Source organism: Thiothrix sp. UBA5583, assembly GCA_002425225.1.
Classification (GTDB): Bacteria; Pseudomonadota; Gammaproteobacteria; order Thiotrichales; family Thiotrichaceae; genus Thiothrix; species Thiothrix moscowensis.
In genome coordinates, this window is sequence record DILV01000026.1 from 352,770 (window position 1) to 378,536 (window position 25,767).

Genomic DNA, 25,767 nt, shown 5'->3' on the forward strand with positions numbered 1-25,767 from the left:
AAACCCCATGACGCGAGTTATCGCCATCGCCAATCAGAAAGGTGGTGTGGGCAAAACAACGACCACGGTCAATCTGGCAGCTTCACTGGCAGCGATGAAGCGTCGTGTCCTGCTGATAGATATTGATCCGCAAGCCAATGCAACTACCGGGATAGGTCTGGAAAAGCATGGGCAACAAACCAGCTTGACCGATGTTTTGCTGGGGGATGCGCACGTCACCGAGCTATTGCAGAAATTGCCTGACAGTTCCCTGCATGTCTTGCCTGGTTCGCCGGAAGTGACGGTGGCAGAAGTCAGCCTGATGAACAAGGAACGACGAGAGTACCATCTGCGGGACGCGCTGGCTCCTATCCGTGATGCTTACGATTACATCCTGATTGATTGCCCGCCATCCCTCAACATGCTGACGGTGAATGCACTGGTAGCAGCCGATGGTGTGATTATTCCCATGCAGTGTGAATATTATGCGCTGGAAGGTTTGAGTGCACTGGTTGGGACGATTGAGCGCATTACCCAAACGGCTAATCCCAATTTGCAGGTGATGGGGCTGGTACGCACCATGTATGACCCGCGTAGTAATTTGTCGCGTGATGTTTCAGAACAGATCAACGCTTTCTTCAAAAACAAGGTCTACAACACTGCCATCCCGCGCAATATCCGGCTGGCAGAAGCGCCCAGTCATGGTTTGTCAGTACTGGAATATGACAAGGGTTCACGTGGTGCGCTTGCGTATCTGGCCTTGGCAGCCGAAATGTTGCGCAAGGATACCAGCAAGATTGCTGCCAATGGAGAACGGGTATGGTAAAAAAACCGGCTCTTGGGCGTGGCCTTGACATCCTGCTCAGTTCGGCACGTGGGCAGGCAGAATCGGCGGACGATATTGTTCTGAAAACTCTGCCAGTTGAGCGTATCCGCCCCGGTCAGTATCAGCCGCGTACCCGCATGGATCCTGACGCTTTGCAGGAATTGGCAGATTCCATCAAGGCTCAAGGGCTGGTGCAACCGATTGTGGTGCGCAAACTGGGCGGTGGTGAATACGAGCTGATCGCCGGGGAACGTCGCTGGCGGGCTTCCCAACTGGCGGGATTGCATGAAATACCAGCGGTGGTGCGCGAAATCCCTGATCAGGCTGCGGCTGCCATGTCGTTGATCGAAAACATTCAGCGCGAAGACCTGAATGCCCTAGAAGAGGCCAATGCCCTGCGTCGCCTGATTGATGAATTTGGCCTTACCCATCAGCAAACCGCCGAAGCAGTAGGCCGTTCACGGGTCGCCGTTACCAACCTGTTGCGCCTACTGGAATTGCAGGACGAAACCAAACAGATGGTGGATGCTGGTCAGCTTGAAATGGGGCACGCCCGCGCGTTACTGGCGTTGCAGGGTGCGCAACAGATTGAATTGGCGCAAAAGGTTGCCCAGCGTCAGCTTTCCGTGCGTGAAACCGAACGTTTGGTCAAACTGGTGCTGGAAGGGGGTAAAAAAGCCCAACAGGAATTCAAGCCAGCATCTGATGTCGTGCGTCTTGAACAGCAACTGGCTGATACCTTGGGGGCAACAGTTGCCATCCGTTACAACCGTACCGGCAAGGGTAAACTGGTTATTGAGTACAACAGCCTGGATGAGTTGGATGGTATCCTTGCCCATATCCAGTAAATTTTGTCGTTGAGGGTGTTGAAGCAGGCGTAGAATCCCTGCATAATACGCGCCTTGTTTTTCGGATTGGTTTTTCGGGAGAATACCCTTGCCTAACATAGCTTCAGCTAAAAAGCGCGTCCGCCAAAGTGAAGAGCGCCGTATGCACAACCGTCATATGCGCTCACGCCTGCGCACTCAAATCAAGAACGTTCTGAAGGCTATCGCTGCCGGTGATCGTGAAGCAGCCGTCGCTGCTTATAATGCTGCTGTTCCGGTAATTGATTCCATTGCGGACAAAGGCATTGTCCACAAGAACAAGGCGGCACGCCACAAGAGCCGTCTGAATGCGCACATCAAAGCCTTGCAAGCCGCCTAAGCTGCCGGGCAACGTTGCCTCGTTTTCTAGGCCGGTTTTTTTAACCGGCCTTTCGCGTTTGTGCGTGATGCCATGCTGAAGGTTGGGCTAACTGGAGGTATTGGTTGTGGCAAGTCTACGGCGGTCAAGCGCTTCCGCGAGCTGGGTGTTCCTGTCATTGATGCTGATATTGTTGCCCGTGAAGTCGTTGCGCCGGGTCAGTCTGCCTTGCGGGAAATAGTGACCTGCTTTGGCGAGCAGGCTTTGCTGGCAGATGGTTCATTGAACCGCTCTTGGTTACGTCAAACCATTTTTGCCGACAGGCAGGCGTTGCAGCAACTGGAATCCATCCTGCATCCGCGTATCCGTACTGAAATTGTACAACGCATGGCAGAATGTGGCGATGTCGCCTACGCTATTGTTGACGTGCCGTTATTGTTTGAGAAAAGTTACCGTCAGTTATTCGACCGCGTGTTGGTGATTGACTGTTTGCCGCAGCAACAGCGGGAAAGGGTTGTGTTACGTGATGGCAGTGATGTGGAGTTGGTTGATTCTATCATGCAGTCACAGGTTTCACGTGAGCAGCGCTTGCAACAGGCGGACGAAATTCTAGAAAATAGCTCATCTATTCTTGATTTTTATAATAAAATTGACAGCCTTCACAAAGAATACACAAAATTCATTGATACCTAGTTGATTGAATTAGGGAATTTTTGGTATAAACACGAAACAACCCCGCTTCTAGGGTATCTTATGGTTATCTATAATCAATTGGTGGGCGAGCAGATTCGCCAACTTTCAAGGCAGCACATGATCAGTTATGAGCAACCGCTGAATGAAAAGATTCGCCTTTTGCTGCGTCTTGAGCTGCTGATGGGGCGTTTTGAGTACCATGTGTCCGGTGAACCCATGCCGGAAGATACCGTAGCGGCATTACACCTATTGCTGGATTTGTATAATCTGTCGGCTCGTCTTGATATTAAAAGTGAAATCCTCAAGGAAATTGACCGGATCGGTCAGTCCACCCGCATGTTGATGCGTGAAGAAACTGCTGATACTGCCCGCCTAGATCGGGTGCTGGAAAAACTCAACCACCACAGTGATGTGCTCTACCAGCAACGTGGACAGTTGGGGCAGCATCTAAAGAATCACATGTTTTTCAATAGTCTGCGTCAGCGTTCCACCTTGCCTGGCGGTATCAACGGATTTGATATTCCCTTGTTTAATTATTGGCAGGCGCAGATATTGTCTGTGCGTCTGGAAGATTTGCAGGAATGGGTGGCTCCTTATGTCACAGCCAAGGCTGCCGCTACCGACATTCTTAACCTGATGCGTGAGTTTTGTGAGCGGCGCGAGGAAGTGGGCAAGGAGGGTTTCTACCAGTCAACCTTGGAAGGACGCAAACCTTATCAAATGATGCGGGTAGAATTGCCTGACACGGTGGATTATTACCCTGAAATCAGTGCAGGCAAACAGCGCTTTACCCTGCGTTTCGTCAATGCCGACATGCTGGCGGATCGTGGCAAGCAGATCAGCAAGGATATTCCTTTCACCTTGGCTTTGTGCAGTTTCTGACGTAAACCCCTTCTGCCCGCAGACGGAAGGGGTTTCACCCTTAGCGTAATGTTTCCCAAATCGGTTTATCGGTTTTGGCAGGTGATTCCCACGAGGGTGTACCTGTTACGGGCGGCTTTGTGTCTGGATTGGGTGTTTCTGGTGCGGGCGCCGGGTTGACAGGCGGTTTCTGCAATGCTGGCGGAATCGGTGTCAACGGTTGTGCAGGCGCAGGAATGGTTGGTGGTTCGGCGCTAGGCATGACTGGCTCAACCTGCAAGGATTCCTGCTTAAGAATGCTGCCGTCATCATTTTGTACGGTCACTGTCCATGTTCCTGGCAGGTTGGGAGCAATGCTTTTGCTGGAATGTACCCGCCAAGGGCTACCTTCCACCGGGAATTGCAGACCAAGCTGGAATGCGCCATTGCGTTCCCATTTGTGGGTAATGACGTGCCCCTGCAAGCCGGTCAGCTCGGTAAAATAGTACATCTGCTGCCCCGCACTGATGCGGCTGAGTTGGTCAACCGGCTCACGCCCGCTAATGGCGCTGGTGAATGCAGAACGGGTGACGGCTGGCTGACTGAGAATACCTGGCGTTGGTGTTACCGGGGCAGGCGTGGTCGGAGCCGGGTTGGTACTCGCCGGAGGAGGGGTGATGATGGAGCCGTGTTCAAAAGTTTCGGCGTGGAGGGTTGTTGTTAGCACGGTCAGCAGCAAACCGGCGCTGATGCTCATCTGGATGTTTGGCATGTATTCAAGTCTCCCTTCATAATCAGATTGTTGGCTATTAGTGTAATCCAAAGCCATTAGGCAGGTTTATTTCCTTCAGGTTCCCTGAAGATTGCCCGCAATGCTTGCCCCTGAGGTCAAGTTACGCTTTACTAACTCTTTTGCCGTGTAGCAAGACAGGTTTAATAATGCCTAGAAAACAATCAGGTGATGCGGTAGCGCCACTGCCGGATTTCGAGACAGCGATGGCTGAGCTGGAAGCTCTGGTACAACGCATGGAAAGCGGTGATTTGTCGCTGGAGGATTCCTTGCGTGAATTCGAGCGCGGCGTGCAATTGACCCGTATCTGTCAGGATGTACTCAAGGTTGCAGAGCAACGTGTGAAACTGTTGAGTACTGATGGTCAGGAGCGTGATTTCCCGCCACAGAGGGAAGCCTGATGCTAAATGTACATACCCGCCTGCAAGCCTGGCAAGACCGGATTGAAGCGGTACTGGATGATGTATTACCTCCGGCAAGTACCCATCCTGTGCGTTTGCATGAGGCTATGCGCTATTCGGTACTGAATGGTGGCAAACGGATGCGTCCCTTGCTGGTCTATGCTACCGGGGATGCGTTGGGAATTCCGTTGGAGCATCTGGATATTCCCGCCGCCGCCATTGAGCTGATTCACGTGTACTCACTGGTACATGATGATTTGCCAGCCATGGACGATGATGACCTGCGGCGTGGTAAACCCACTTGTCACAAGGCGTTTGACGAAGCGACCGCCATTCTGGTCGGGGATGGCTTGCAAGCGCTGGCTTTCCAGATTCTAGCGCTGCATCCGCGCCTGAAAGCTTCTCCTGCTCAACGGTTGCGAATGATTGAGCACCTAGGGCAGGCTGCCGGTTCACGCGGGATGGTGGGTGGTCAGGCCATCGACCTTGCTGCTGTCGGCAAGCCACTGAGCGAACTGGAGCTGGAAAACATGCATATCCACAAGACGGGTGCCTTGATCCGCGCTAGTGTCATGTTGGCAGCTTACAGCGTGGAGGCGATGGATGCCCTGCGCTTGCAGCAACTGGATCACTTTGCCAAATGCATTGGCTTGGCCTTCCAGGTGCAGGACGACATTCTGGATGTGGAAAGCGATACCCAAACGCTGGGCAAAACCCGTGGGGCAGATGAGGCGGCAGGCAAGCCGACTTATCCTTCCATCATCGGCATGGCTGCATCCAAAGCCAAATTGCAGGATTTGTATGACGAAGCCCTGAATGCTTTGGCATCCTTGGGGGATTCCGCGAAATTGCTACGCGAAATTGCTGAATTCACGGTTAAACGCATACGATAAATAAAAAACAGACACCCAGCCACAGTACCCATATTGACGGTTTGATGATTAGGGGTTAGCCAACGTGCTTGATACAATCCATTCCCCCGCCGATTTGCGTCGGCTGGAACTTGAAGCGCTACCGGCGCTGTGCGCTGAACTGCGCGAATTTTTGCTGAATTCCGTTTCCACTGGCGGAGGCCATTTCTCGTCCAATCTGGGGACAGTCGAGCTGACGGTGGCGTTGCATTACGCTTTCGACACTCCACGAGACAAGTTGGTGTGGGATGTTGGGCATCAGGCATACCCTCACAAGGTTCTGACCGGACGGCGTGGGCAGATGAGTGGCATTCGCCAGAAAGCGGGGCTGTCGGGCTTCCCCAAGCGTTGTGAAAGTGAATATGACACCTTCGGGGTGGGGCATTCCAGTACCTCTATCAGTGCTGCATTGGGCATGGCTTTGGCTGCCCAGCAAAAGGGTGAGGATTTCCATTCCATCGCCATTATTGGTGATGGTGCGATGACCGCCGGGATGGCTTATGAAGCCCTCAATCACGCAGGTGATCTGGATGCCAACCTGATTGTGGTGTTGAACGATAATGAAATGTCGATTTCACCCAATGTGGGAGCCTTGCGCAAATACCTGACCCGCTTGCTGTCCGGGCGTATGTATTCAACCATGCGCGAAAGCGGCAAGAAAGCCCTGTCACACAGCAAATCGCTGTCCAAACTGGTGAAACTGACCGAAGAACACATGAAAGGCATGGTGTTGCCCGGTACGCTGTTCGAGGAAATGGGCTTCAAGTATTACGGGCCAATTGATGGGCATGATGTGGAGGAGTTGGTGCATGTATTGCACAACCTCAAACAGATCAAAGGGCCGCGTTTGCTGCACGTGCTGACGCAAAAAGGCAAAGGTTATGAGCCAGCCGAGGAAGATCCCTGTACCTATCATGGGGTAACACCTTTTAACCTGCAAACCGGGCTGGTTGCCAGCGGCAAGAAATCCACCCCCAGCTATACCCAGGTATTTGGGCAATGGTTGTGTGACATGGCTGCGCAAGATGAACGTTTGGTGGGTATTACGCCTGCCATGCGTGAAGGTTCCGGTCTGGTGGAATTTTCCGAGCGTTTCCCGCAACGCTATTTTGATGTGGGTATTGCCGAGCAGCACGCCGTAACGCTGGCCGCAGGGCTGGCTTGTGAGGGTCTGAAGCCGGTAGTGGCGATTTATTCTACTTTCCTGCAACGGGCTTATGACCAGTTGCTACACGATGTTGCCATCCAGAACCTGCCGGTGGTGTTTGCCATTGACCGTGCCGGGCTGGTGGGGGCGGATGGGCCGACCCATTCCGGCAATTACGATTTGTCTTATCTGCGCTGTGTGCCCAACATGGTGATCATGGCACCGGCTGATGAGGATGAATGCCGCCAGATGTTGTATACCGCATTCCGGCTGGATTGCCCAACGGCAGTCCGTTATCCGCGTGGCAAGGGCATCGGGATAGAGCCACAAGCCGTCATGCAGGAAATTCCGCTGGGCAAGGCGGTGAAACTGCGCACTGGGCATTCCGTTGCCATTCTGCTGTTTGGCTCCCTGTTGCTGGAAGCGCAGGCTGCGGCAGAAGAGCTGGATGCAACCTTGGTCAACATGCGTTTCGTCAAGCCGCTGGATCAGGCCATGATTCGGGAGCTGGTGCAAACCCATGATTTGCTGGTGACACTGGAAGACAATGCAGTGATGGGCGGGGCTGGTAGTGCGGTCAGTGAATACCTTAATGAAACAGGGCTGGATGTGGCGGTGTTGAATCTGGGGTTGCCCGACCGTTATATTGACCATGCCCAGCGCGAAGAGCAGCTCGCCGCCTGTGGACTGGATGCTGCCGGTATTGTCCGGCGTGTCCGGGCAAGCAATGTAGCCAAAACCCAGATGTATGCCGTACCAGCGTTGTCATCTGTCAGGGTGGGATGATGGATTTAACCCCGTATCCTGTGCCACAATACGCCCAAACACGGCAATGTTGCAGGGATCGGCTATACTTGCGCGGTTCCAGTAGTATTTTAAATTCCAAGGAGTTTTTCCATGAAGTTTCTGGTCGGCTTTTTCAGCCTTGAATGGATGCGTATTTTCGATTTTCTGGCACCATTGGCTATCCGCCTGTTTCTGGCTCCAATGTTCTGGATTTCGGGAGTGAAACGTCTGGGTTTGTTTTCCAGCTCCGATTTCGTCATTTATAACCCGTTGACCTGGGTCAATACGGAAGCCTTCCAGCAAAGCGTTGCTTCCATGAGCAATACTCTGTTTTCCGGGATGGGAGCTGAAACCTTGGTAATCCTGCTAGGTTCCATCGAGATTGCTGCTGCCATTCTGCTGGTGCTGGGTTTCGCAGTACGCTGGGTGGTTCTGGCGCTGATGTTTGTAGTGGTGGTACTGGGGCTGTTGTCGATGGGCGAGGCCGGTTTCCTCAATACCATGCAGCAACTGGTGATGAGCCATGGTTATACCAACATGACCAACAACCTGACCGAAGTGTATCTGGTTTACTTCATCATGCTGCTGGCGTTGTTTTTCATGGGAGCGGGTCGCTGGTTCAGTCTGGACTGGTATATCTACCGCAGTTTCATGCAACGTATCGACAACAAGGCAGCAGTCAAACAGGATCCTTTCGAGATTGATGCAACCGATGAACCTGGCATCAAATAAGCAGTCAGGCTGCTAATCCATCAGTAAAAAGGCTGCCTTGGCAGCCTTTTTTGTTTAGCGAATTTCACCACGTTCGCGTCGTTCTCTGACTTTTTCATCGTTGCGTTTCATCAGTTGCAAGGTCAGGTAGATTTTGGCGGGAATGGACAGAAACAGCCCTCCAGCAATCAGCCCTGCGACAGTGGCAATGCCGTTGACACCTTGTCCGGTCACAATATCCGTGAAAATCACCAGACCGACACCAAATGCGCTGATGCTCAAGCCGACGATAATGAGTGCGTACATGAAGCGCGTGACAGTTTTTTCAGTCATATTTACCTGCCTTGCGGCTTGTTGAGGGAATCCGTCATTATCAACCGTCAGTAATTGCAAGGTAATTGACGTTTATCAATGGTATATTGGTTTTCTCTAATATTCCTGTGGTGGTCGCCTAGCCAGTGGCACTGTAAACCCGTAATTGTTGCCCCAGTTTTTGTAGCATGGCATCACGGGTTTGCAGGGCTTTTTCCTTGTGCAGCAATTGCTGGTTGAGCTGGGCAATGATGGTGTCTTTCAGACCGATCACCTTGTCGCGCTGTTGCAGTTTTTGCTCGATACTTTCTCGTTCATTGTCCTGGTGCTGCTGTGTGCTAGTCAATTTGGTCAGTTTTTCCAGGTGCTGCTGGAGGTGGGTTTCTTTGCTGGTGTAATCGCGTTCACGGGCAGCGAGGGTGGATTCCCGTTCTGTCAGACGTGTTTCGCGTTCTGCCAAGGCCGTTTCAAAGGCTTTGCGGTTGCTTTCCTGAGCCTGATATTCATTGGCTAACCGGGTCAGGGTTTCGATATAGGTTTGCAGGCGTTGTTCCTGCTCAACGTGTTGGCGTTCGCGTGTTGCCAGATGGGTTTCGCGCTGCTGGATGCCCTGTTCACGCTGGTTGAGGGTTTGGTTGAGAGCGTTGCGTTCCGCTTCCTGCGCCTGCTGGGTCTGGGTAAAGCTGGTTAATGATTCGATGTGCTGCAACAGCAGGTTATCACGGTTCTGATGCTGGCGTTCGCGTTCTGCCAGTTGGGCTTCACGTATCTGGATTTCGTCTTCACGCTCCAGCAGGCGCTGTTCGCGTTCTGCCAGCAGTTTGTCCTGTTCCTGCAATTGCTGGTCACGGTTTTGCAGCAGGCTGTCACGTTCCAGCAGTTGCTGGGTGGAATCTTGCAGGTTTTGTGCCTGTTGCTGGATCAGTTGGTCTTTTTCCAGCAAGAGCGTGTCTTTGTCAGCCAACAGGCGTAGTTGCCCGGCAAGGTGTTGTTCCTTGGCTTGTAGCAGGGTTTCGAGATCGGCAACCTGCTGGTGGTGGGTTGCAATCTGTTGTTGCTGGGTTTGCAGGGAGGCATCCTGCTTGAGGATATGTTCCTGCAAGGTGGTGATGAGCTGGTCGCGGCTCTGGATTTCCTGGTCGCGTTCCTGAAGTTGCAGGAACTGGGCAGCAATCTGGTCATCACGGCGTTGCAGATGGTGTTCACGTTCGGCAAGGCTCTGGTCACGCAAGCTGAGCTGTTGATCTTTGCTTGCCAACTGGCGGGTTTGTTCCAGCAGTGCTTGTTCACGTTCTTGGGCAATGTGTTCCTTTTCGTGTAACAAGCGGGTTTGTTCAGCAAGCTGTTCGTTGCGCAGGCTGATCTGGTCGATTTTACGACGTACCAGTGAGTCACGCAGGCGTAGTTGCTGGTCTTTTTCCAGAATGGCTTCATCGCGGCGTTGCAGCATTTTGTCAATATCACGCAAGCGCTGGTCGCGGTGGTGGATTTGCTGGTCGCGTTCCTTGATCTGGCGGTCACGTTCTGTCAGTTGGCGGTTACGTTCTGCCAACGACTGTTCTTGTGTGTGAATGCGTTGTTGTTGTTCTCGAATCCAGCGGTTGAGTTCGTCCAGTTGTTGGCTGAGTTCCTGGATACTGGTATCACGCTTGCTGATTTGTTTGTCGCGGTTATCGATTTCGCGGTCACGTTTGCCGATGTGGTTGTCTTTTTCTTCCAGACGGCGGTTGCGCATGTTGATCTGGTCTTCACGCTCCAGAATGAATTTTTCTTTCTGGTGGATGAAGTTTTCGATTTCGCGTGAACGTTTTTCCAGCTCGCGAATAAGCTGGTCGCGTTCACGCAGGGAGGTTTCCTTTTCCTGAAGTGCTTGTTCCAGTAGCTGGATGTGCTGGTCACGGGACAGGGTGTTCTGCTGGCTGTTTTGCAGCATTTGTTCTTTTTCGTGCAGCAGGCGTTCTTTCCGTTCCAGATGCTGGTCACGGTCGAGCAGGGATTTTTCTAGGGTTTGAACCAATTGTTCCTTGGTCAGGATGCTCTGGTTGAGTTCGCGCAAGGCTGTTTCTGCTGTTTGCTGGCGCTCATGAGCGTCTTTCCAGCGATCAATCAACAGTTGCCGGTCTGCGGCAGTCAGGAAGCGGTTGCCTTCTATCTTTTCGACGAGAGTCTGTTCTTCGCGATTCATTATTATTATCTGTTTATCGGGTTACACGCTACTCGCCAATATAATATGCTAAAAATAACCTAGCGTGAACCGACAGAATAACTGAAACCAAACAGGTTATTAGCACTCTAAAGTAATGAGTGCTAACATAACACCATAGCGAATCGAGGAGACTACCCATGACCAACGCATTGATGCTCAGAGGACAGACGCTGCCAGTTCCGGTCGGCAATCTGGAGAGTTACATCCATGCGATTCATGCCATTCCCGTACTGGAAGCCGAGGAAGAGCGTGAACTGGCTGAGCGTTTGAAATATGAAGGCGACTTGGAAGCTGCCCGCCGCCTGATTCTGCATAACCTGCGCTTTGTGGTGAAAGTCGCACGGGGTTACAGTGGTTATGGTTTGCCGCTGGGTGATTTAGTGCAGGAAGGTAATGTTGGGCTGATGAAAGCCGTCAAGCGTTTTGAGCCGGACATGAATGTACGTCTGATTTCTTTTGCTGTGCACTGGATTAAGGCTGAAATCCACGAATTCATCCTGCGTAACTGGAAAATCGTCAAGGTGGCAACGACCAAAGCGCAGCGCAAACTGTTTTTCAACCTGCGTAGCAACAAGCAACGCCACGGTTGGCTGAATCAGGAAGAGGCGCAGGCCATGGCGGACGATCTGGGTGTTAGTACCGCCGAAGTGCTGGAAATGGAAAAGCGCATGAGCGCACATGATGTGGCTTTCGATCTGGATTCTGAGCAGGATGATGAGGACTCCAGTAGTTTTGCGCCTAGCCAGTACCTGATGGCAGAAGCGGCTGACCCGGCAGAAACGCTGGAAATGGAAGAGTGGGATACCTTTACCCGCAAACGTTTCCACGCTGCGCTGGCAAGTCTGGATAGCCGCAGCCGTGATATTCTCGCCAGCCGCTGGTTGGTGGAAGAGAAGGCAACGCTGCATGAACTGGCAGAAAAATACAGTGTATCTGCTGAGCGTATCCGCCAACTGGAAAATGCCGCTGTCAACAAGCTGCGTCTGGCAGTGCTTGATCCGGCCTGAGGCTGACGAGATAGTAAATATCCCTATAAAAAAGGCCGCTAATGCGGCCTTTTTAGTGAGACTTGCTGCTGTTTAGCCGAAAAATGCGACTGACAGAAAGCTAAACCAAGCAAAAACAATCATGCCAATTACCAACAGCATCGGAATGCCAAAATCCCAGCTCAACATACGCTATATACCTCTTGATCTTGTGAATATGGCGAGAGCATAAAAGAATATACCCTCCCTGACAAGATCAGGCAGTGCTAATGAACGTTAGAGACAAAACCACCCCGCCAGTATCTGGTAGGGGTGGCCTTGCATCGCCAGCGGTTAGGAGCAGAGGAGGAGAGTCTGACCGCTTAGCCGGAGAAAACAACAGAGAAGAAACTGAACCAAGCAAACACGATCATGGCAATGATAATTGCAAAAGGCAAACCGTAATCAAAGCTCAACATATCCTATTCCTCATTCAGTTCTTGATAATCAGTAGACGCAGTTTGCCCGAACTCCTGCTAAAGAAACTTGATCTGGCTCAATAATTTGTAGTGATTCATGACAGTCTGGTGAAAGATTTCCTGAATACTTGATTTATGTCAGGAATCTGCAATCATGACTGTATGATCAGCTTGAACCAACTGATCCTGCGTACTGATGTAAGCGGGATGCCGTTGGAATGGATTCATTTCCAGACGGCAGTCAAACTTTACTATTCGGAACAGGTGGCTTACACTTGCGGGACTCCCATTCTCGCCATTCATGGCGGATTCAATGCCAAAACGGGCGCACGCAGCGCCATTCTCCTCAATTCCATTATTGCCACCTATGGCAGCAAGCAGCAGTTGCACGCAGCTTATGTACCGCCCTTGAACAATTCCCTGCTGTTCCGGCGGGATAACCATATCTGTCTGTATTGCGGTGAGCATTTTATGGAACGGAATTTGTCCCGTGACCACGTACACCCGCTGGTACAGGGCGGGCGCGATGTGTGGACGAACGTGGTGACTGCCTGTAAACATTGCAACAGCCGCAAGGGTGGGCGTACCCCGGAGCAGGCGCACATGCCTTTGTTGGCAGTGCCGTTCCAGCCCACGTATGCGGAATACATTTTCCTGCAAGGACGCAATATTCTGGCTGATCAGATGGAATTCCTCAGTGCGCATTTTCCACGCACCAGCAAATTGCGTGATCGTTGCTCGTAAGGTGCTTTTTTCAGGCCAGTCTGGGTGTTTTTGCCTATAGTCCTAGGCAACTTCAGCAAGGAGAATGACATGCCTGCCTCAAATTCATTCTGGAGCCGGTTCTGGTCGAGGTTCAGAAGACCAGCATCACCACCAGCCCCGCTACCCCCGGTAACACCCGTTCCGCCAACGGAATTGCCACCTGTTATACCTGTTCCTCCACCTGTTGCCGGATCAGTGCCATCCCCCAGTATGCCACCACAAGGCGGAGCATTGCCTATGGAAGGCCCTACTCTGGGTTTTCGCCGCTTGTGGCAGAATCATCCTACCGCTAGTGAGGGGGAAACGTTTCCCTGCCGCAGTCACGATGGTCTTCCGCATTTCGAGAACCAGTGCGCGATTCTGATGGGGACCTGTTTGCTGCGCAGTGATTTGCTGCACGGTTATGACCGGGCAACCTGCTGGTATCGGGGGCACAAGGGGCATACCTTGCGGGCGAGGGAGTTGTCAGAGTGGATGCGTAGCCATCCAGAACGTTTCGGTCGGGTGGAAATCCGCAGCAATGTCAGTTGGGGGGCATTCAAGGGGCGTACCGGTTTCGTCTGTTTCCACAATTTCTGGGGAGCAGGCAATCAGGGCGATCACATAGATTTGTGGGACGGAACCGGCATCATTCGCCGCGAACTTGACCCCCTGCTGGAAGGGCCGGGTTTGGCTGATGGCTCACTGGATTATTTTGAGCGTGCCGAGGAGGTCTGGTTTTGGCCGGTTCATTGAAAAAAATGCCACAGGTCTGGCTGGTGTTGGTGTTGTCACTGTCGGCTTGTGGTGAGAAAACGCCGGAGCAGCAGTCTTTGCCATTGCCGGAACGCCCGGTTGCGTCAAAGTACATTACCGATCAGGCAAGCGTTGCCGGAATTTCGCTGGTGTTGTGGGATGAACAAGGCGGGTGCAGGCTTCAGGTTGGCAAGGCTGCACCGGAAGCATGGCTCAAACCAACAGCACCTTGCCATTTCGTCAAAGCACCGGGTCGGCAGGATGTGCAGGTGTTTCAGCAAAGCAAGGCATCGCGGATTGTGGCGGTAGTTGGCACGCCCACCAGCAAGCCGCGTTGTGGTCAGGAAGTGCAGGGGCTGATTGTGGAAGGCAGCGCTGTCAGGCTTTCTACTTATATCATGCAGGGTAGCGTGTATTGTGCTGATCAGGGTTTGCAGAATTTTCAGTATGGCCTGTTCGACAAGCGCTGATGTCAGTCGCCATGCACAACGAAACTGTCGCCGAAATTGGTGGGAAAGCGCCTGCTGAGGCGGTCGCGCATGGCTTCAGCATCCATCCTGTCAGTGTATGCCCCCACCCGCAGCTTGAACATCATCCCACGTGAGGTGTTGAGACTGATCAGGTAGGCATCATATCCGGCGCGTGCCAAATCATCCCGCCACATGTACAACTGGCGGGAGTCATACCCGGCGGCAACCTGCACGGCATAACGCCCGCTTTCGGTGTACTGGTTGTCCTCATTAGGGCGTGTGACTGGCGCGTATTCTTCCTGACGGCTGACCTGTGTGTAATTGCCCCCTTTGCCTGCGGATGGCTGCACACCATTGCTGATCACTGTTCGCGCTTTTTGAACAAATTCAGACAGCTTGCCGGTCTTGTACAGTACGACCAGCATCACCACGCCTGCTACAATCAGCAGGGAATGGATAAGTTTGAACACGAAACCACGTTGCCGACGCAAGGATGATGTTGCAGCTTGACCCGATCTGTTCACTCCAACCTCTTTGGTGTTTTGTTGTTCCATGACTATAGACAAAAAGCCTGCTGGACGAAAACATGAATTTTTCAGCATGAAAGGCTTTTTTGCACTAAAGGTTAGTGAACCATAATAAACGGGAAAATTGCCATGAAAAAACTGTTAATGATTATCTGCTGGTTCTGCCTGTCCACAGCGGTCGTTTGGGCGAGCACGCCAGGAACTTACTGGGTGGATGTTGAGACCAGCCTGACGGTACGCAGTGCGCCAGCCGCTAATGGCGCTTCGCTGGGTAGCTTGGGGCGCAATGCAGAAGTGCAGGTAGCCCGATTCGTCGGTGCAGTGCAAACCATTGGTGGGCGTAGTGGGCAGTGGGCAGAAATCAGTTATGCAGGGGGGCGGGGTTATGTATTCGGTGGCTTCCTTAAATCCTCAGCGGGTTCAGCTAGTCATTTGCCTGACCATACAGCAGTACTGACAAATTTGCAGGTCAAATACCCTGCGTATTATGCCAACGGCGTTTTTCTGGTGGACGACAGCGAGCAGCGCATGTACTGGTACGACAGCGGGGAACTGGTGCGCAGCTATGTCATTTCTACCGCTGCCAAAGGGCTGGGGGCGCAGGCCGAAAGCGAAAAAACCCCGCCGGGGGCGCATCGTATCAGTACCAAAATTGGCAAGAATGCCAAACGCGGTGCGATTTTCGAGAAATTGACTGATACCGGGCGGGTGGCAAAGATTTACACCCGACCGGAATACAGCGTCAAGGCACTGGTATTGTCACGCATCTTGCGGCTAGATGGGCTGGAACCGGGCAAAAACAAAGGCGGCAATGTGGATACCTTCAACCGCATGATTTACTTCCACGGAACTAACAAGGAAGGCAATCTGGGCAAGCGGGCGTCACACGGCTGTATTCGGATGGCGAATGACGAAATCATGGATCTGTTTGGGCGGGTGTCGGTGGATACGTTGGTTTATATTCAGCCATAATCCAGATACCTAGCCTTCATCCAGCCCATATTTCTGAATCCGGTAACGCAATTGGCGGAAGGTCATGCCCAGCACTTCTGCCGCTTTGGTGCGGTTCCAACGGGTCTGGTCAAGCGCACGCAGGATCAGGTCGCGTTCGGCGTCTTCATCCACCGGGTTCCATGCAGGTAGTTTTTCCGGCTCAGGTACGTGGGCGACAGGTGAAGTTACGGCCTGAATGACAGGCGCAGGTTTCACCAACAATTCAGGAGCTGATTCGCCGCTCATGCCCGGCAACTGCAAGTCATCCGGCTGGATGGTGTTGTTATCGCACAGGGTGCTGGCGCGTTCCAGGATATTTTCCAGTTCACGCACATTGCCAGGAAAAGCGTAAGCTGCCAGTTCTGCCCGTGCTACCGGAGAAAGGCGGATGGGGGGCATTTGCCAGCGTTCAGCAATCTTGTGCAGAAAGAAATCAGCCAGCAACAGGATGTCGTCTTGCCGTTCACGCAACGGCGGCACTTTCAGCTTGATCACATTCAGGCGGTAATACAAATCCTGGCGGAAGCGCCCAGCCGCTACCTCGTGCTCCAGGCTTTTGTGGGTGGCGCTGAGGATACGCACATCCACCGGAATTTCTTCCAGCCCACCCACGGGTTTGATTGCACCTTCCTGAATGGCTCGCAGTAGTTTGACTTGCATGGTCAGTGGCAGGTCAGCCACTTCGTCCAGAAACAGGGTTCCCCGGTGAGCTGCCTGAAACAAGCCCTGCTTGTCAGCGACAGCACCGGTAAAGCTGCCTTTCTTGTGCCCAAAAAATTCGCTTTCCATCAGGTTTTCAGGAATGGCGCCACAGTTGACTGGCACGAATGGCGCTTTGAGGCGGGAGCCTTGCAGATGGATCTGGTGGGCGACCAATTCCTTGCCGCTGCCGGATTCTCCGTGGATATACACAGGAGCCTGGCTGCGGGCGAGTTTGTTAATGGTAGACTTGAGCTGCTGCATGGCTGGGGAATGACCAAGAATGCCGCTACTGTGATCAGGTTCAGCCTCATCCGCGTGGTCATTGGTTTGGCGGCCTTTGCCTGCTGACAGTTTCAGCGCAGTCTGGATCAGTTCACGCAGTTTGGGCAGGTCGACAGGTTTGGAGACGAAATCGTAAGCTCCCGCCTTGAGGGCTGCCACAGCGGTATCCATGCTGCCAAACGCAGTGATGACGGCAACTGGAATGTGCGGGTAGTTCTTTTGCAGGTAACGCACAATGTCAATGCCATTGCCATCCGGCAGTTTCATGTCGGTCAGGCACAGGTTGGGCTGGTATTTTTCGATTTTTTCCAGAGCGCCTTGCACATCACCTGCCGTGACGGTATCCAGCCCCATGCGCAACAGGGTGATTTCCAGTAATTCGCGGATGTCAGGTTCGTCGTCGATGATGAGTACAGTTTGTTCGGTCATGATATTGGTTGTTCTTGTTCTTTATTGATGATGGGCAAACACGATACGAAAGCAGCTACCGCCAGTCGGTAATGCCAGATATTCCAGACTGGCTCCGTTGGTTAGGCAGAGTTCACGCGACATGAACAGACCCAGCCCGGTTCCTTGGGTGCTGGTAGTGAAAAATGGTTCAAACAGGCGCTGGCGCTGTTCTTCGCTCATGCCTCGCCCGTTATCAATAATGTTGAGCATGATGTCGCGGGTATGGGTCGGGTTGCCGCCCTGAATATCCAGTTGCAATCTGGTAGGGTCTTCGTGGGCGTATTTGAGGGCATTGCGGCACAGGTTCCAGATGACCTGATGCAAATGCGCTGGGTCGAATTCGATCACGGTATCCGCCGGTTCGATGAACAGTGATACCTGATCTTCGCGTAACTTGTTTTGCAGGAGGAAATCCTTGCGGAATTCATGCAGCCACAGTTTCAGTGCCAGCCGTTCACGGTTGGGGTTTTTCTTGCGCGACAGATTGAGGACGCTTTCAATAGTCAGGTTCATGCGCCGCGCATTGGATTGGATGATCTGGAGCAGGCGCAAATCGGCTTTGTCCAGATTGGGGGATTCACCTAGCAATTGCGCAGCATGACTGATTGCCCCCAGCGGGTTACGGATTTCATGGGCAATGCTGGCAGTCAGTTGCCCGAGGGAAGCCAGTTTGGCGCTTTGCAACTTGGTGCGCTGTTCCGAAGTATCTTCCAGATTGATCATGGTGGCACGGCGCGACTGGGTTCCCAGTTGCGAGAACCGTGCCCGCAATTCGGTGGTGTTCTGGTGGCGGATGTCGAAACTGCCAATGCGCGGGCTGAGTTTATGCAGCCAGTGTTGCAGGTGATGGTCGAGTTCTGGGGCGAACTGTTCCAGTGGTTTGCTGCGCCAGTTGCCTGGTTGCCCCAGCATGTCCCATGCGGTCTGGTTCATGTGGCGGATGGAGCCGGAACCTTCCACCACCAGAATGCCTGCTTCCAGTTTATCGAGAATCGACTGGTTAAGCTGTGATAGGTTGGCAAGGTCTACCCCCCGGCGTTTGGCCAGAGAAGCCATCGCGCTGGCTTTGCGTATCCAGCGGTTGCTGGCCCAACCGATCAACATGATGAACAGGGCTATCAGGCCACTGTGCATGACGCCGCTTTGCCCGGAGATGCCTTTGGATTGCAGCCATACCTGCATGGCGATGGTGGCAAGCCCGGTCATGGCAGCCAGCATTAACGACACATGCCCCGGATGCCCTAGATGGGGAATCAGCACCGGAATCAGCAACAACACGCCGAACCCGGCCTCAATACCGCCGCTGGCATAGATCAGCCCCAGTAGCAGGGCGATGTCTAGCAAGACGAAGAATAGGGTTTGTACCGGCAAATCCGGCCACTGAAAGTAGGATGCCAGATTGCTGAGGACTGCCATGATCAGGTAAGTGCCGGTCAACCAGGTAAACAGGGCATGATCGTATTGCCCAAGCCGGACATTGCCATATTCCAGTACTAATGCCACCAACAGTGCTCCTGCCAATGTCAGGCGGTACACGTGGTACAGGCGCAGTAGGTTCCACGGGTCTTCGTGCAGGAAGACTGGGACTAATTTTTCGTCAAATGAAGTTTCGCGTGCTCCAGACTGCAAAAGTGTTTCCCCCCCTGAGAAACGGCTTCAACTTCCGGGACATGCAGGTCGCAGTACAGGCAGCGAACCATGCGGGTATTTTTTTCGATTTGCCCGGACGATTGTTTATGTTGTTTTGACAGATTTTGCCTGCGTTGCCAAGATTTTAACAGTAGAAACCCGACTACCAGCAAAACGAAGATAAAAAGAATACGGGACATGATGCACGCCACCCTTTTCAGGTATAGTCTTTGACTGGTAACAATACAGTTTTATGACACCGTGCAAAAGAAAAATCAGACATTACGCATTGCATTGGCTCAATTGAATGTGTGCGTTGGGGATGTGGGCAACAACCTGAGCCAGGTCAAGGCCGCCATCCGGCAAGCCCAGGAGCAACAGGCTGACCTAATCGTGTTTCCCGAACTGGTGCTGGCAGGCTACCCGCCGGAAGACTTGCTGTTCCGCCCCGATTTTCTCGCCCAGATGCAGGCAGATGTGGCAGAAGCCGCCACTGTTACCCACGGTATTACCGCTATCCTCGGAGCACCGCTGCGGCGCGACGGGGTATTGCGTAATATGGCCTGTGTGCTGCGTGACGGGCAGGTGGTGGCGGAATACGCCAAGCAATGCCTGCCCAATTATCGGGTTTTCGACGAAAAGCGCTATTTCACACAAGGAAATCAGTCGCTAGTGGTTGAGGTGGCGGGTGTCAAACTCGGCATCCTGATTTGTGAAGACATCTGGGAAGACGCCCCGGCACGGGCAGCAGTAAGTGCGGGCGCAGAAGTCTTGTGTGTGTTGAATGCCTCCCCGTTCAGTACCGAAAAACAGGCGCAACGCACACAATTGTTGCAACGCCAGGCTGCCAGTAATGCTGTACCGCTGGCCTACATCAATCTGGTCGGTGGGCAGGATGAACTGGTGTTCGACGGTGATTCCATGCTGGTGGACGCAGCAGGGCATATCGTGTTTCGGGCGGAAGCATTTGCGGAAGGGGTGTTTGTAAGGGATTGGGAAATTACCCCTCACCCCCTAACCCCCGCACCCAGCCCCTTGCAGGGTCGTCCCTCAAGGGGCGAGGGGGAACAAGACACATCACTCTCTTCGCTCCCCTCTCCCCTTGAGGGAGAGGGGCTGGGGGTGAGGGATTCTCCCCTCATCTACCGTGCCCTGACCACTGGCATCCGTGACTATGTGCGTAAAAACGGCTTTTCGCGCGTGCTGTTGGGGCTTTCCGGTGGTATAGACTCCGCGCTGGTGTTGGCATTGGCGGTGGATGCGCTGGGGGCGGAAAATGTGGAAGCAGTGATGATGCCATTCCATTACACCTCCGGCATGAGTGTGGAAGATGCCAAACAGCAGGCGGAATGGCTGGGTGTGCGTTATCGGCAGTTGCCGATAGTCGATATTTATGACAATTTTATGCACCTGTTGACGCCAGAATTTGCAGGCAAGCCGGTAGATGTGACCGAGCAGAACTTGCAGGCGCGGATTCGTGGTGTGTTGCTGATGTCGCTTTCCAACAAGTTGGGCAGTTTGCTGCTGTCCACCAGCAACAAGAGCGAAAGTGCGGTTGGGTATGCGACCTTGTATGGCGATATGGCGGGCGCATTTTCCCCGCTGAAAGATGTGTACAAGATGCGGGTGTATGCCTTGGCGGAATACCGCAATACCTTGGGGCAGGCAATTCCACAACGGGTCATTGAACGTCCGCCCTCGGCAGAGCTTGCGCCGGGGCAGGTGGATCAGGATTCCTTGCCGCCTTACCCGGTGCTGGATGCGATTTTGCACCGTTTCATTGAAGAAGATTCGGCGCTGGAAGACATTGTGGCAGCCGGATTTGAGGAAGCTACGGTTCGCCGCGTGGTGAATCTGGTATTATTGAGCGAATACAAACGGCGGCAGGCAGCACCCGGTGTACGCATTAGTGGGCGCGGTTTTGGCAAGGACTGGCGTTACCCGATTACTTCTGCCTGGCGCAAACATTTACCCTTGAAACCCCATTAAAGGAGCGAGTATGAAACTGATTCAGGCCATCATCAAACCGTTTAAACTGGATGACGTGCGTGAGGCATTGACCGAAATTGGTGTTACCGGCATGACGGCTACCGAAGTCAAAGGTTTCGGGCGGCAGAAAGGGCATACCGAGCTGTACCGTGGTGCAGAATATGTGGTGGATTTCCTGCCCAAAGTGAAACTGGAAATCGTGGTCAAGGAAGAAGACCTGGATCGTGCCATCGAAGTTATCCAGAAAGCCGCGCATACGGGCAAGATCGGTGATGGTAAGATTTTCGTGCTGCCGGTTGAACAGGTTATCCGTATCCGTACCGGCGAAAACGGGCGCGACGCCGTTTAAGTTTTGAACCCCTTGCCACGCAGGCTGGAACTGGTGTGCGGGGCGCAAGGCGAATGCCTGCAACGGTCTGCCGCGTTGTTGCCTGCTGATGTTCCGGCTGTCTGGATCACAACGGCTCCCGGTATCGCGGGGGCGTTGCCTGCCAACAAAGCCCATACCCTACTGGGGCAGGAAACGGGCGCACTGGTGTTTGATGCCCACAGCGGCTTTGATGTGAATGCCTTTGCGGCGGTCAGCGGAACCTTGCGGGGTGGTGGAACGCTGTATTTGCTGACTCCACCGCTGGACGCATGGGCACAGTATCCAGACCCGGATTACCGACGGTTTTTGCCATACCCGTATCAGGCGGGAGATGTGGAAGGGCTGTTTTTGCAGAGGTTGGTGGGGATGCTGGAAGAGAAATCCCCCCTAGCCCCCCTTTTGCAAAGGGGGGGATTTCTCCAGCAAGACGCCGTTATTACCATCATCCAATCCGAAGTGCCGGTTGTGCTAACGGCTGACCGGGGACGTGGCAAATCGGCGGCGCTGGGTATGGCTGCCAGTCAGTTGATTGGGCAAGGCAAACGGGTGATGCTGACCGCACCTTCTCGCGCCACGGTTGAGTCCGTGTTCAAACACGCGGCAAACCCACCCGCATTTTTCGCCCCCGATGATTTACTGCAAACCTTGCCCAAAGCAGACGTGCTGATGGTCGATGAGGCGGCTGCCATCCCGGTTCCCTTGCTGCTGCAAATGCTGCAACACTATCCCCGCTGCGTGTTTTCCACGACTTTACATGGCTACGAAGGCAGCGGACGCGGCTTCGTCCTGCGCTTCCAGAAACAACTCGACACGCTGGCTCCCGGCTGGCAATCCATCCGCCTGCACCAGCCCATCCGCTGGCCTGAAAACGATCCTCTCGAACACTTCATCAACCAAGCACTGCTGCTGGATGTCGATCTTGCCCCCTGCCCCCCTTGCGGGGGAAGGGCTGGGGATGGGGGGGAGCGTGCGGAGTACCGCCAGTTAAACCGTGACAACCTCGCCCAAAACGAACCCCTACTGCGCCAACTGTTCGGCCTGCTCGTCACTGCCCACTACCAGACCCGCCCATCTGACTTGCGGCAGATGCTGGATGCCCCCAACATTTCCATCCATATCCTCGAACAGCAAGGCATCATCGTGGCGGTTGCCCTGCTGTCCCGCGAAGGCGGCATTGATGCCGACCTGACCGCTGCCATCCATGCTGGAACACGCCGCCCCCACGGACATCCCATTCCGCAAACACTGACGTTCCATGCCAAAATTCCGCAGGCAGCACAACTGGTGTGCGAAAGGGTGATGCGCATTGCCGTGCATCCCGACCGGCAAAACCACGGATTAGGTGCGCAATTATTGAAACATCTGTTAGGATTTGCCACCCAAGGTGGGGCTGATTACATGGGTGTCAGTTATGCCATGACCCCGGAACTGGTGCGTTTCTGGGAACGTGCCGGTTTTGTAGTCGCCCGGGTCGGGCATCGCAAGGATACCGCCAGTGGTAGCCGTTCCGTGGTACAGATCAAAGCGCTAACTGCCAGGGCAACAGCATTATTCAACAGGTGATGAGTTTGGAACAGGTTTCAGCGGGCAGCCAGCGGTTTCTGGCACTGGATGCCTTGCGCGGTTTGGCCGCGTTATGGGTGTTGTATTTCCATGTTTACGGTGGCATGGCTTATCTGGCAGTGGATTTTTTTCTCGTCCTCAGTGGTTTCATCCTTTCGCACCGCTATTTGTACAGCGACAAACCTTCTACTCCGCTGGCATTCATCAACCACCGTATTGCGCGGCTGTATCCGTTGCATTTGTACACCTTGCTGATGTTTACGATGGTACATTGGCTGATGTACTGGACAATGCCGGATTTTCCCGATGGAACCCTGTTTACCTTCATCCAGAACCTGACGATGACCCACAATATCGGCCTTAACCCGCACGGGCTGACCTGGAATTACCCCAGTTGGTCGGTATCGGTGGAATTCTGGGTCAATATCGCCTTCATTTTCCTGATTACCCGCCAGACCCGCAGCGGCATCCTGTTTTTGCTGGGGACGCTGGGCATACTGGTGTTGTTCATCCAGCACGGGCATCTGAATACCCAGGCGGACAATTATTTCGGTTTCCTCAATTCCGGGTTGCTGCGCGGGATGGCTTCGTTCCTGCTGGGAATTTTGTCCTATCGGGTATACCTGTTTTACCGGGATGACTGGCGGGTGGAGCGTTATGCCGGTTGGCTGGAAACGCTGTGTGTACTGGTATTGGCAGGCATCCTGTCGAGTAGAACGGGTGCGTCTATGGGCATGGATGTGTTCGTGCCGTATTTCGCCTTGTTGATGGTGGCACTGTTTGCGTTTGAACAAGGTTGGTTGTCACGCGCTCTGCGCAAATTGTCCTGGCTGGGGGAAATTTCCTACTCGGTTTATCTGAATCATTTGCTGGTACTGATGCTGGTGCGCCATTTTTCTCTGACCTACCACTGGAACTGGGAAAAGCCGCTCATTTTGGGCATGACCCTAGCTGTCACGGTGGTGTATTCGCACTTTACCTACCGTTATCTGGAAATTCCGCTGGGCAAGGTAATGCGGCGGGGGCTGGAATGGCTGACTTCCAAGCCCCCGCAGCCGCTCAATGCACCGTCCAGTTGACCAGCCCGGTGTAGGCCGTAATCAGCACAATGACACCAAACGCAATCCGGTACCAGGCGAAAATGGTGAAGTCGTGATTGCTCACGTAGCGGATCAAGGCTCGTACCGCCACCATCGCGCTGATGAAGGAAAAGATGAAACCGACAATCCATGCTCCCAGATCGTCCATGCTCAGCAGGTCACGCGCCTTGTACATCGAGTAGACGGAAGCAATCCCCAGCGTCGGTACGGCAAGGAAAAACGAAAATTCCGCCGCCGCCTTGCGTGATAGGCCAAAGAACAGCCCGCCGATAATGGTTGCCCCGGAACGCGAAGTGCCCGGAATCAGTGCTACCGCTTGCGCCAGCCCCAGTTTCAGCGCATCCAGCGGCTTGATGTCGTCCACCGTTGCGATGGTCACGGTATGCTGGCGGCGTTCTGCCCACAGGATGATGAATCCACCAACGATAAAGGCAATCGCTACCGGCACAGGCTTGAATAGGTATTCCTTGATCACATCGCCGAAAATCAGCCCCAGAATCGCCAGCGGCAGGAACGCAATCGCCAGATTGATGATCAGGCGGTTGGCTATCGGGTCACGCCCGATGCCAGTAAAGGTGCTGACGAAACGGGTACGGTATTCCCATACCACAGCAAGAATCGCACCTAACTGGATGGCAACTTCAAATACACCACGTTTGTCGTGATCCATGAAATTCATCAGGTCGCCAGCCAGAATCAGGTGTCCGGTACTGGAAACAGGCAAAAACTCGGTTGCGCCCTCGACGAGACCCATGACGGCGGCTTTGAGAAGCAAAAGAAAATCCATAGCAGTCCTTTGATGTGTATTTTGGTGGATGGATTATAGGCGATGTCGCTGATCAGCAAGTCTAAAGCCCACGAGATCGGGCGTAAATCCCTTGCTGAGGGCTATTACCTTGAAACGGTCGCCCATTTCCGACGGAAGGCTAAGAGTGCGCACCTGTTGAGCCAGTTTGTACTGATTGGCAGGGTAGGTGTTCAACGCGGTCATGAACAGTTCCTCCAGCCCGCTGCTGGCGAGAAATGCGGCTTGTGTTGTGTATCCCGCCAGTTCCAAACCGTTATCTGCGCCTGCCTCGGCAACGGCAGTGAAATCCACACTGGCAGTAATGTCCTGAAGGCCGGGATACCACAGCGGGTTGTTGTGGACACGGTGCTGGTAATGGCAAATCAGTGTGCCTTGACTGCGGTCGGGGTGGTAGTAATCAGCTTGTTCGTAACCGTAGTCGATCAGCAGCAGGATTCCAGCTTTCAGTACATCTGCCATGCTGCCTAGCCAGCCGGGGAGATTGGGGTTGAATTCAGAGGTGTAATCACCTGCCACCTCGACCAATCCAAACCCATCGCCCTGGATTTCCACCTGTCGGATAATCCGTTCCCCATTCACCAGTGTAAACAATTCCACCGGCATTGCATCCAGTACCTCATTCCCCACTATCACCCCGCGCATCGGTTCGGCAGGCAAGGCATCCAGCCATACCACCCGTTCCAGTAAATGCGGTACGTTTGTCTGCAAGGTTTGCCGCTGGCGATCCCGCAATTCCGGGCTGAGATCGAGGATGTAGTAATGTTCCGGCAGGCAAGCGAGACTTTCCAGTCGCGCAAGTATATCCGCTGCCATCACACCGCTGCCCGCGCCCAGTTCGAGGATGTCGCCACCACCCAATTCCGTCAACACCTGCGCACACTGGTTGGCAAGGCATTGCGAAAACAGCGAGGAAATTTCCGGGGCAGTGATGAAATCACCTTCCTTGCCGATCTTGCGCAGCCCCGCCACGTAGTAGCCCAAACCCGGCTCGTACAGTGCCATTTGCATGAATTCGCGAAAGGGGATGTTGCCGCCATTGCGTTCAATCGCGTTGCGGATGCGCTCTGCGAGTTGTGCGCTATGTGCCAATGCCTCGGCTGGCGGTGTGGGTAATGTGTCAGTAAAGCGCATGGGGTATCATCGGCAAAAACAC

General features: G+C 53.5%; 27 protein-coding genes. 18 read left to right on the plus strand and 9 right to left on the minus strand.

The window, feature by feature from the left end; translation table 11 throughout:
• Positions 1-7 precede the first annotated feature (7 nt).
• The 5 genes from B2U47_RS10475 to zapD all read left to right on the plus strand — a co-directional run bounded on the left by B2U47_RS10475 (position 8) and on the right by zapD (position 3,565).
• Positions 8-805 carry a ParA family protein gene (locus B2U47_RS10475; protein ID WP_296679025.1) on the plus strand — a complete coding sequence of 266 codons (798 nt, stop codon included), beginning with the start codon at positions 8-10 and terminating at the stop codon, positions 803-805.
• Complete coding sequence (locus B2U47_RS10480; RefSeq protein WP_296679022.1) at positions 799-1,653, plus strand: ParB/RepB/Spo0J family partition protein; 855 nt, start codon at positions 799-801, stop codon at positions 1,651-1,653. The genes B2U47_RS10475 and B2U47_RS10480 overlap by 7 nt, the downstream gene beginning before the upstream one ends.
• A gap of 88 nt (positions 1,654-1,741) precedes the next feature.
• Positions 1,742-2,011: a 30S ribosomal protein S20 gene (gene rpsT, locus B2U47_RS10485; protein WP_296679020.1), complete on the plus strand. Its 270-nt coding sequence runs from the start codon at positions 1,742-1,744 to the stop codon at positions 2,009-2,011.
• A 72-nt stretch (positions 2,012-2,083) separates the two neighbouring features.
• The gene (coaE, locus tag B2U47_RS10490; RefSeq protein WP_296679018.1) at positions 2,084-2,683 is read left to right on the plus strand and encodes a dephospho-CoA kinase; all 600 of its coding nucleotides are present in this window, start codon (positions 2,084-2,086) and stop codon (positions 2,681-2,683) included.
• 60 nt (positions 2,684-2,743) lie between these two features.
• Positions 2,744-3,565, plus strand: coding sequence for a cell division protein ZapD (gene zapD, locus B2U47_RS10495; RefSeq protein WP_296679016.1), 822 nt, complete (start codon positions 2,744-2,746; stop codon positions 3,563-3,565).
• Between the two features lie 40 nt (positions 3,566-3,605).
• Here the strand turns inward: zapD and B2U47_RS10500 are convergent, their stop codons facing one another.
• Positions 3,606-4,295: a DUF2914 domain-containing protein gene (locus tag B2U47_RS10500; RefSeq protein ID WP_296679014.1), complete on the minus strand. Its 690-nt coding sequence runs from the start codon at positions 4,293-4,295 to the stop codon at positions 3,606-3,608.
• Between the two features lie 167 nt (positions 4,296-4,462).
• On the opposite strand from B2U47_RS10500, the gene B2U47_RS10505 reads away from it, so the two are divergent.
• The 4 genes from B2U47_RS10505 (at position 4,463) to B2U47_RS10520 (ending at position 8,290) form a co-directional block, all read left to right on the plus strand.
• Positions 4,463-4,714, plus strand: coding sequence for an exodeoxyribonuclease VII small subunit (locus B2U47_RS10505; protein ID WP_296679012.1), 252 nt, complete (start codon positions 4,463-4,465; stop codon positions 4,712-4,714).
• Positions 4,714-5,607 carry a (2E,6E)-farnesyl diphosphate synthase gene (gene ispA / locus B2U47_RS10510; RefSeq protein WP_296679010.1) on the plus strand — a complete coding sequence of 298 codons (894 nt, stop codon included), beginning with the start codon at positions 4,714-4,716 and terminating at the stop codon, positions 5,605-5,607. Before B2U47_RS10505 ends, ispA begins: the two co-directional genes overlap by 1 nt.
• A gap of 64 nt (positions 5,608-5,671) precedes the next feature.
• Positions 5,672-7,558 (plus strand): 1-deoxy-D-xylulose-5-phosphate synthase, encoded by a 1,887-nt coding sequence (gene dxs, locus B2U47_RS10515; RefSeq protein ID WP_296679009.1) that lies wholly within the window; start codon positions 5,672-5,674, stop codon positions 7,556-7,558.
• A gap of 111 nt (positions 7,559-7,669) precedes the next feature.
• A complete protein-coding gene (locus B2U47_RS10520) occupies positions 7,670-8,290 on the plus strand; it encodes a DoxX family protein (RefSeq protein ID WP_296679007.1) in 621 nt (206 codons plus the stop codon).
• 54 nt (positions 8,291-8,344) lie between these two features.
• On the opposite strand, the gene B2U47_RS10525 is transcribed toward B2U47_RS10520, so the two are convergent.
• Positions 8,345-8,602: a hypothetical protein gene (locus tag B2U47_RS10525; protein ID WP_296679005.1), complete on the minus strand. Its 258-nt coding sequence runs from the start codon at positions 8,600-8,602 to the stop codon at positions 8,345-8,347.
• A gap of 118 nt (positions 8,603-8,720) precedes the next feature.
• Positions 8,721-10,766 (minus strand): hypothetical protein, encoded by a 2,046-nt coding sequence (locus B2U47_RS10530; protein ID WP_296679002.1) that lies wholly within the window; start codon positions 10,764-10,766, stop codon positions 8,721-8,723.
• 158 nt (positions 10,767-10,924) lie between these two features.
• Between B2U47_RS10530 and rpoH the strand changes: the two genes are divergently transcribed.
• The 4 genes from rpoH to B2U47_RS10550 all read left to right on the plus strand — a co-directional run bounded on the left by rpoH (position 10,925) and on the right by B2U47_RS10550 (position 14,201).
• Entirely contained in the window at positions 10,925-11,794 is an 870-nt protein-coding gene (rpoH, locus tag B2U47_RS10535) for an RNA polymerase sigma factor RpoH (RefSeq protein ID WP_296679000.1), read from the plus strand.
• A 599-nt stretch (positions 11,795-12,393) separates the two neighbouring features.
• Positions 12,394-12,975, plus strand: a complete 582-nt coding sequence (locus B2U47_RS10540) for an HNH endonuclease (protein WP_296678998.1) — start codon at positions 12,394-12,396, stop codon at positions 12,973-12,975.
• A 258-nt stretch (positions 12,976-13,233) separates the two neighbouring features.
• Positions 13,234-13,731: a T6SS effector amidase Tae4 family protein gene (locus tag B2U47_RS10545; protein WP_296688353.1), complete on the plus strand. Its 498-nt coding sequence runs from the start codon at positions 13,234-13,236 to the stop codon at positions 13,729-13,731.
• Positions 13,716-14,201: a hypothetical protein gene (locus tag B2U47_RS10550; RefSeq protein ID WP_296678994.1), complete on the plus strand. Its 486-nt coding sequence runs from the start codon at positions 13,716-13,718 to the stop codon at positions 14,199-14,201. Before B2U47_RS10545 ends, B2U47_RS10550 begins: the two co-directional genes overlap by 16 nt.
• 2 nt (positions 14,202-14,203) lie before the next feature.
• On the opposite strand, the gene B2U47_RS10555 is transcribed toward B2U47_RS10550, so the two are convergent.
• Entirely contained in the window at positions 14,204-14,725 is a 522-nt protein-coding gene (locus B2U47_RS10555; RefSeq protein WP_296678992.1) for an SPOR domain-containing protein, read from the minus strand.
• A 132-nt stretch (positions 14,726-14,857) separates the two neighbouring features.
• On the opposite strand from B2U47_RS10555, the gene B2U47_RS10560 reads away from it, so the two are divergent.
• Positions 14,858-15,700: a L,D-transpeptidase family protein gene (locus B2U47_RS10560; protein WP_296678989.1), complete on the plus strand. Its 843-nt coding sequence runs from the start codon at positions 14,858-14,860 to the stop codon at positions 15,698-15,700.
• A gap of 9 nt (positions 15,701-15,709) precedes the next feature.
• Here B2U47_RS10560 and B2U47_RS10565 read toward each other — a convergent pair whose 3' ends face one another.
• The 3 genes from B2U47_RS10565 to B2U47_RS17270 are packed head-to-tail and all read right to left on the minus strand — an operon-like array spanning position 15,710 to position 18,984.
• Positions 15,710-17,134 carry a sigma-54-dependent transcriptional regulator gene (locus B2U47_RS10565; RefSeq protein WP_296678987.1) on the minus strand — a complete coding sequence of 475 codons (1,425 nt, stop codon included), beginning with the start codon at positions 17,132-17,134 and terminating at the stop codon, positions 15,710-15,712.
• Positions 17,135-17,155: 21 nt separating this feature from the next.
• The gene (locus tag B2U47_RS10570; protein ID WP_296678985.1) at positions 17,156-18,784 is read right to left on the minus strand and encodes a two-component system sensor histidine kinase NtrB; all 1,629 of its coding nucleotides are present in this window, start codon (positions 18,782-18,784) and stop codon (positions 17,156-17,158) included.
• Complete coding sequence (locus tag B2U47_RS17270) at positions 18,742-18,984, minus strand: PP0621 family protein (protein WP_366859896.1); 243 nt, start codon at positions 18,982-18,984, stop codon at positions 18,742-18,744. The genes B2U47_RS10570 and B2U47_RS17270 overlap by 43 nt, the downstream gene beginning before the upstream one ends.
• Positions 18,985-19,045: 61 nt before the next feature.
• Here B2U47_RS17270 and B2U47_RS10575 point away from each other — a divergent pair, with 61 nt between their 5' ends.
• From B2U47_RS10575 to B2U47_RS10590, 4 genes are read left to right on the plus strand one after another with little or no spacing between them, the layout of a single operon-like run.
• Positions 19,046-20,773, plus strand: a complete 1,728-nt coding sequence (locus tag B2U47_RS10575) for an NAD+ synthase (protein WP_296683400.1) — start codon at positions 19,046-19,048, stop codon at positions 20,771-20,773.
• A gap of 10 nt (positions 20,774-20,783) precedes the next feature.
• Positions 20,784-21,122, plus strand: a complete 339-nt coding sequence (locus B2U47_RS10580) for a P-II family nitrogen regulator (protein WP_296676936.1) — start codon at positions 20,784-20,786, stop codon at positions 21,120-21,122.
• Between the two features lie 12 nt (positions 21,123-21,134).
• The gene (locus B2U47_RS10585; protein WP_296676938.1) at positions 21,135-22,706 is read left to right on the plus strand and encodes a tRNA(Met) cytidine acetyltransferase TmcA; all 1,572 of its coding nucleotides are present in this window, start codon (positions 21,135-21,137) and stop codon (positions 22,704-22,706) included.
• Positions 22,707-22,711: 5 nt separating this feature from the next.
• Positions 22,712-23,785, plus strand: coding sequence for an acyltransferase family protein (locus tag B2U47_RS10590; RefSeq protein ID WP_296676941.1), 1,074 nt, complete (start codon positions 22,712-22,714; stop codon positions 23,783-23,785).
• Here B2U47_RS10590 and B2U47_RS10595 read toward each other — a convergent pair.
• Both B2U47_RS10595 and B2U47_RS10600 read right to left on the minus strand, forming a co-directional pair.
• Positions 23,766-24,593 carry an undecaprenyl-diphosphate phosphatase gene (locus B2U47_RS10595; protein WP_296676944.1) on the minus strand — a complete coding sequence of 276 codons (828 nt, stop codon included), beginning with the start codon at positions 24,591-24,593 and terminating at the stop codon, positions 23,766-23,768. The two genes, B2U47_RS10590 and B2U47_RS10595, sit on opposite strands and share 20 nt — an antisense overlap.
• 33 nt (positions 24,594-24,626) lie before the next feature.
• On the minus strand, positions 24,627-25,745 hold the full coding sequence (locus tag B2U47_RS10600) for a class I SAM-dependent methyltransferase (protein WP_296676946.1): 1,119 nt from the start codon (positions 25,743-25,745) through the stop codon (positions 24,627-24,629).
• Between the last annotated feature and the right edge of the window lie 22 nt (positions 25,746-25,767).

Excerpts from the sequence above, each read along its gene's own strand:
- B2U47_RS10540 (WP_296678998.1), top strand. The coding sequence starts at position 12,394 with ATGATCAGCTTGAACCAACTGATCCTGCGTACTGATGTAAGCGGGATG.
- B2U47_RS10475 (WP_296679025.1), top strand. The coding sequence starts at position 8 with ATGACGCGAGTTATCGCCATCGCCAATCAGAAAGGTGGTGTGGGCAAA.
- B2U47_RS10500 (WP_296679014.1), bottom strand. The coding sequence starts at position 4,295 with ATGCCAAACATCCAGATGAGCATCAGCGCCGGTTTGCTGCTGACCGTG.
- B2U47_RS10600 (WP_296676946.1), bottom strand. The coding sequence starts at position 25,745 with ATGCGCTTTACTGACACATTACCCACACCGCCAGCCGAGGCATTGGCA.
- B2U47_RS10595 (WP_296676944.1), bottom strand. The coding sequence starts at position 24,593 with ATGGATTTTCTTTTGCTTCTCAAAGCCGCCGTCATGGGTCTCGTCGAG.
- B2U47_RS10480 (WP_296679022.1), top strand. The coding sequence starts at position 799 with ATGGTAAAAAAACCGGCTCTTGGGCGTGGCCTTGACATCCTGCTCAGT.
- B2U47_RS10560 (WP_296678989.1), top strand. The coding sequence starts at position 14,858 with ATGAAAAAACTGTTAATGATTATCTGCTGGTTCTGCCTGTCCACAGCG.
- ispA (WP_296679010.1), top strand. The coding sequence starts at position 4,714 with ATGCTAAATGTACATACCCGCCTGCAAGCCTGGCAAGACCGGATTGAA.
- B2U47_RS10530 (WP_296679002.1), bottom strand. The coding sequence starts at position 10,766 with ATGAATCGCGAAGAACAGACTCTCGTCGAAAAGATAGAAGGCAACCGC.
- B2U47_RS10505 (WP_296679012.1), top strand. The coding sequence starts at position 4,463 with ATGCCTAGAAAACAATCAGGTGATGCGGTAGCGCCACTGCCGGATTTC.
- B2U47_RS10580 (WP_296676936.1), top strand. The coding sequence starts at position 20,784 with ATGAAACTGATTCAGGCCATCATCAAACCGTTTAAACTGGATGACGTG.
- B2U47_RS10520 (WP_296679007.1), top strand. The coding sequence starts at position 7,670 with ATGAAGTTTCTGGTCGGCTTTTTCAGCCTTGAATGGATGCGTATTTTC.
- B2U47_RS10525 (WP_296679005.1), bottom strand. The coding sequence starts at position 8,602 with ATGACTGAAAAAACTGTCACGCGCTTCATGTACGCACTCATTATCGTC.
- B2U47_RS10565 (WP_296678987.1), bottom strand. The coding sequence starts at position 17,134 with ATGACCGAACAAACTGTACTCATCATCGACGACGAACCTGACATCCGC.
- B2U47_RS10545 (WP_296688353.1), top strand. The coding sequence starts at position 13,234 with ATGGAAGGCCCTACTCTGGGTTTTCGCCGCTTGTGGCAGAATCATCCT.
- coaE (WP_296679018.1), top strand. The coding sequence starts at position 2,084 with ATGCTGAAGGTTGGGCTAACTGGAGGTATTGGTTGTGGCAAGTCTACG.
- zapD (WP_296679016.1), top strand. The coding sequence starts at position 2,744 with ATGGTTATCTATAATCAATTGGTGGGCGAGCAGATTCGCCAACTTTCA.
- rpoH (WP_296679000.1), top strand. The coding sequence starts at position 10,925 with ATGACCAACGCATTGATGCTCAGAGGACAGACGCTGCCAGTTCCGGTC.
- B2U47_RS17270 (WP_366859896.1), bottom strand. The coding sequence starts at position 18,984 with ATGTCCCGTATTCTTTTTATCTTCGTTTTGCTGGTAGTCGGGTTTCTA.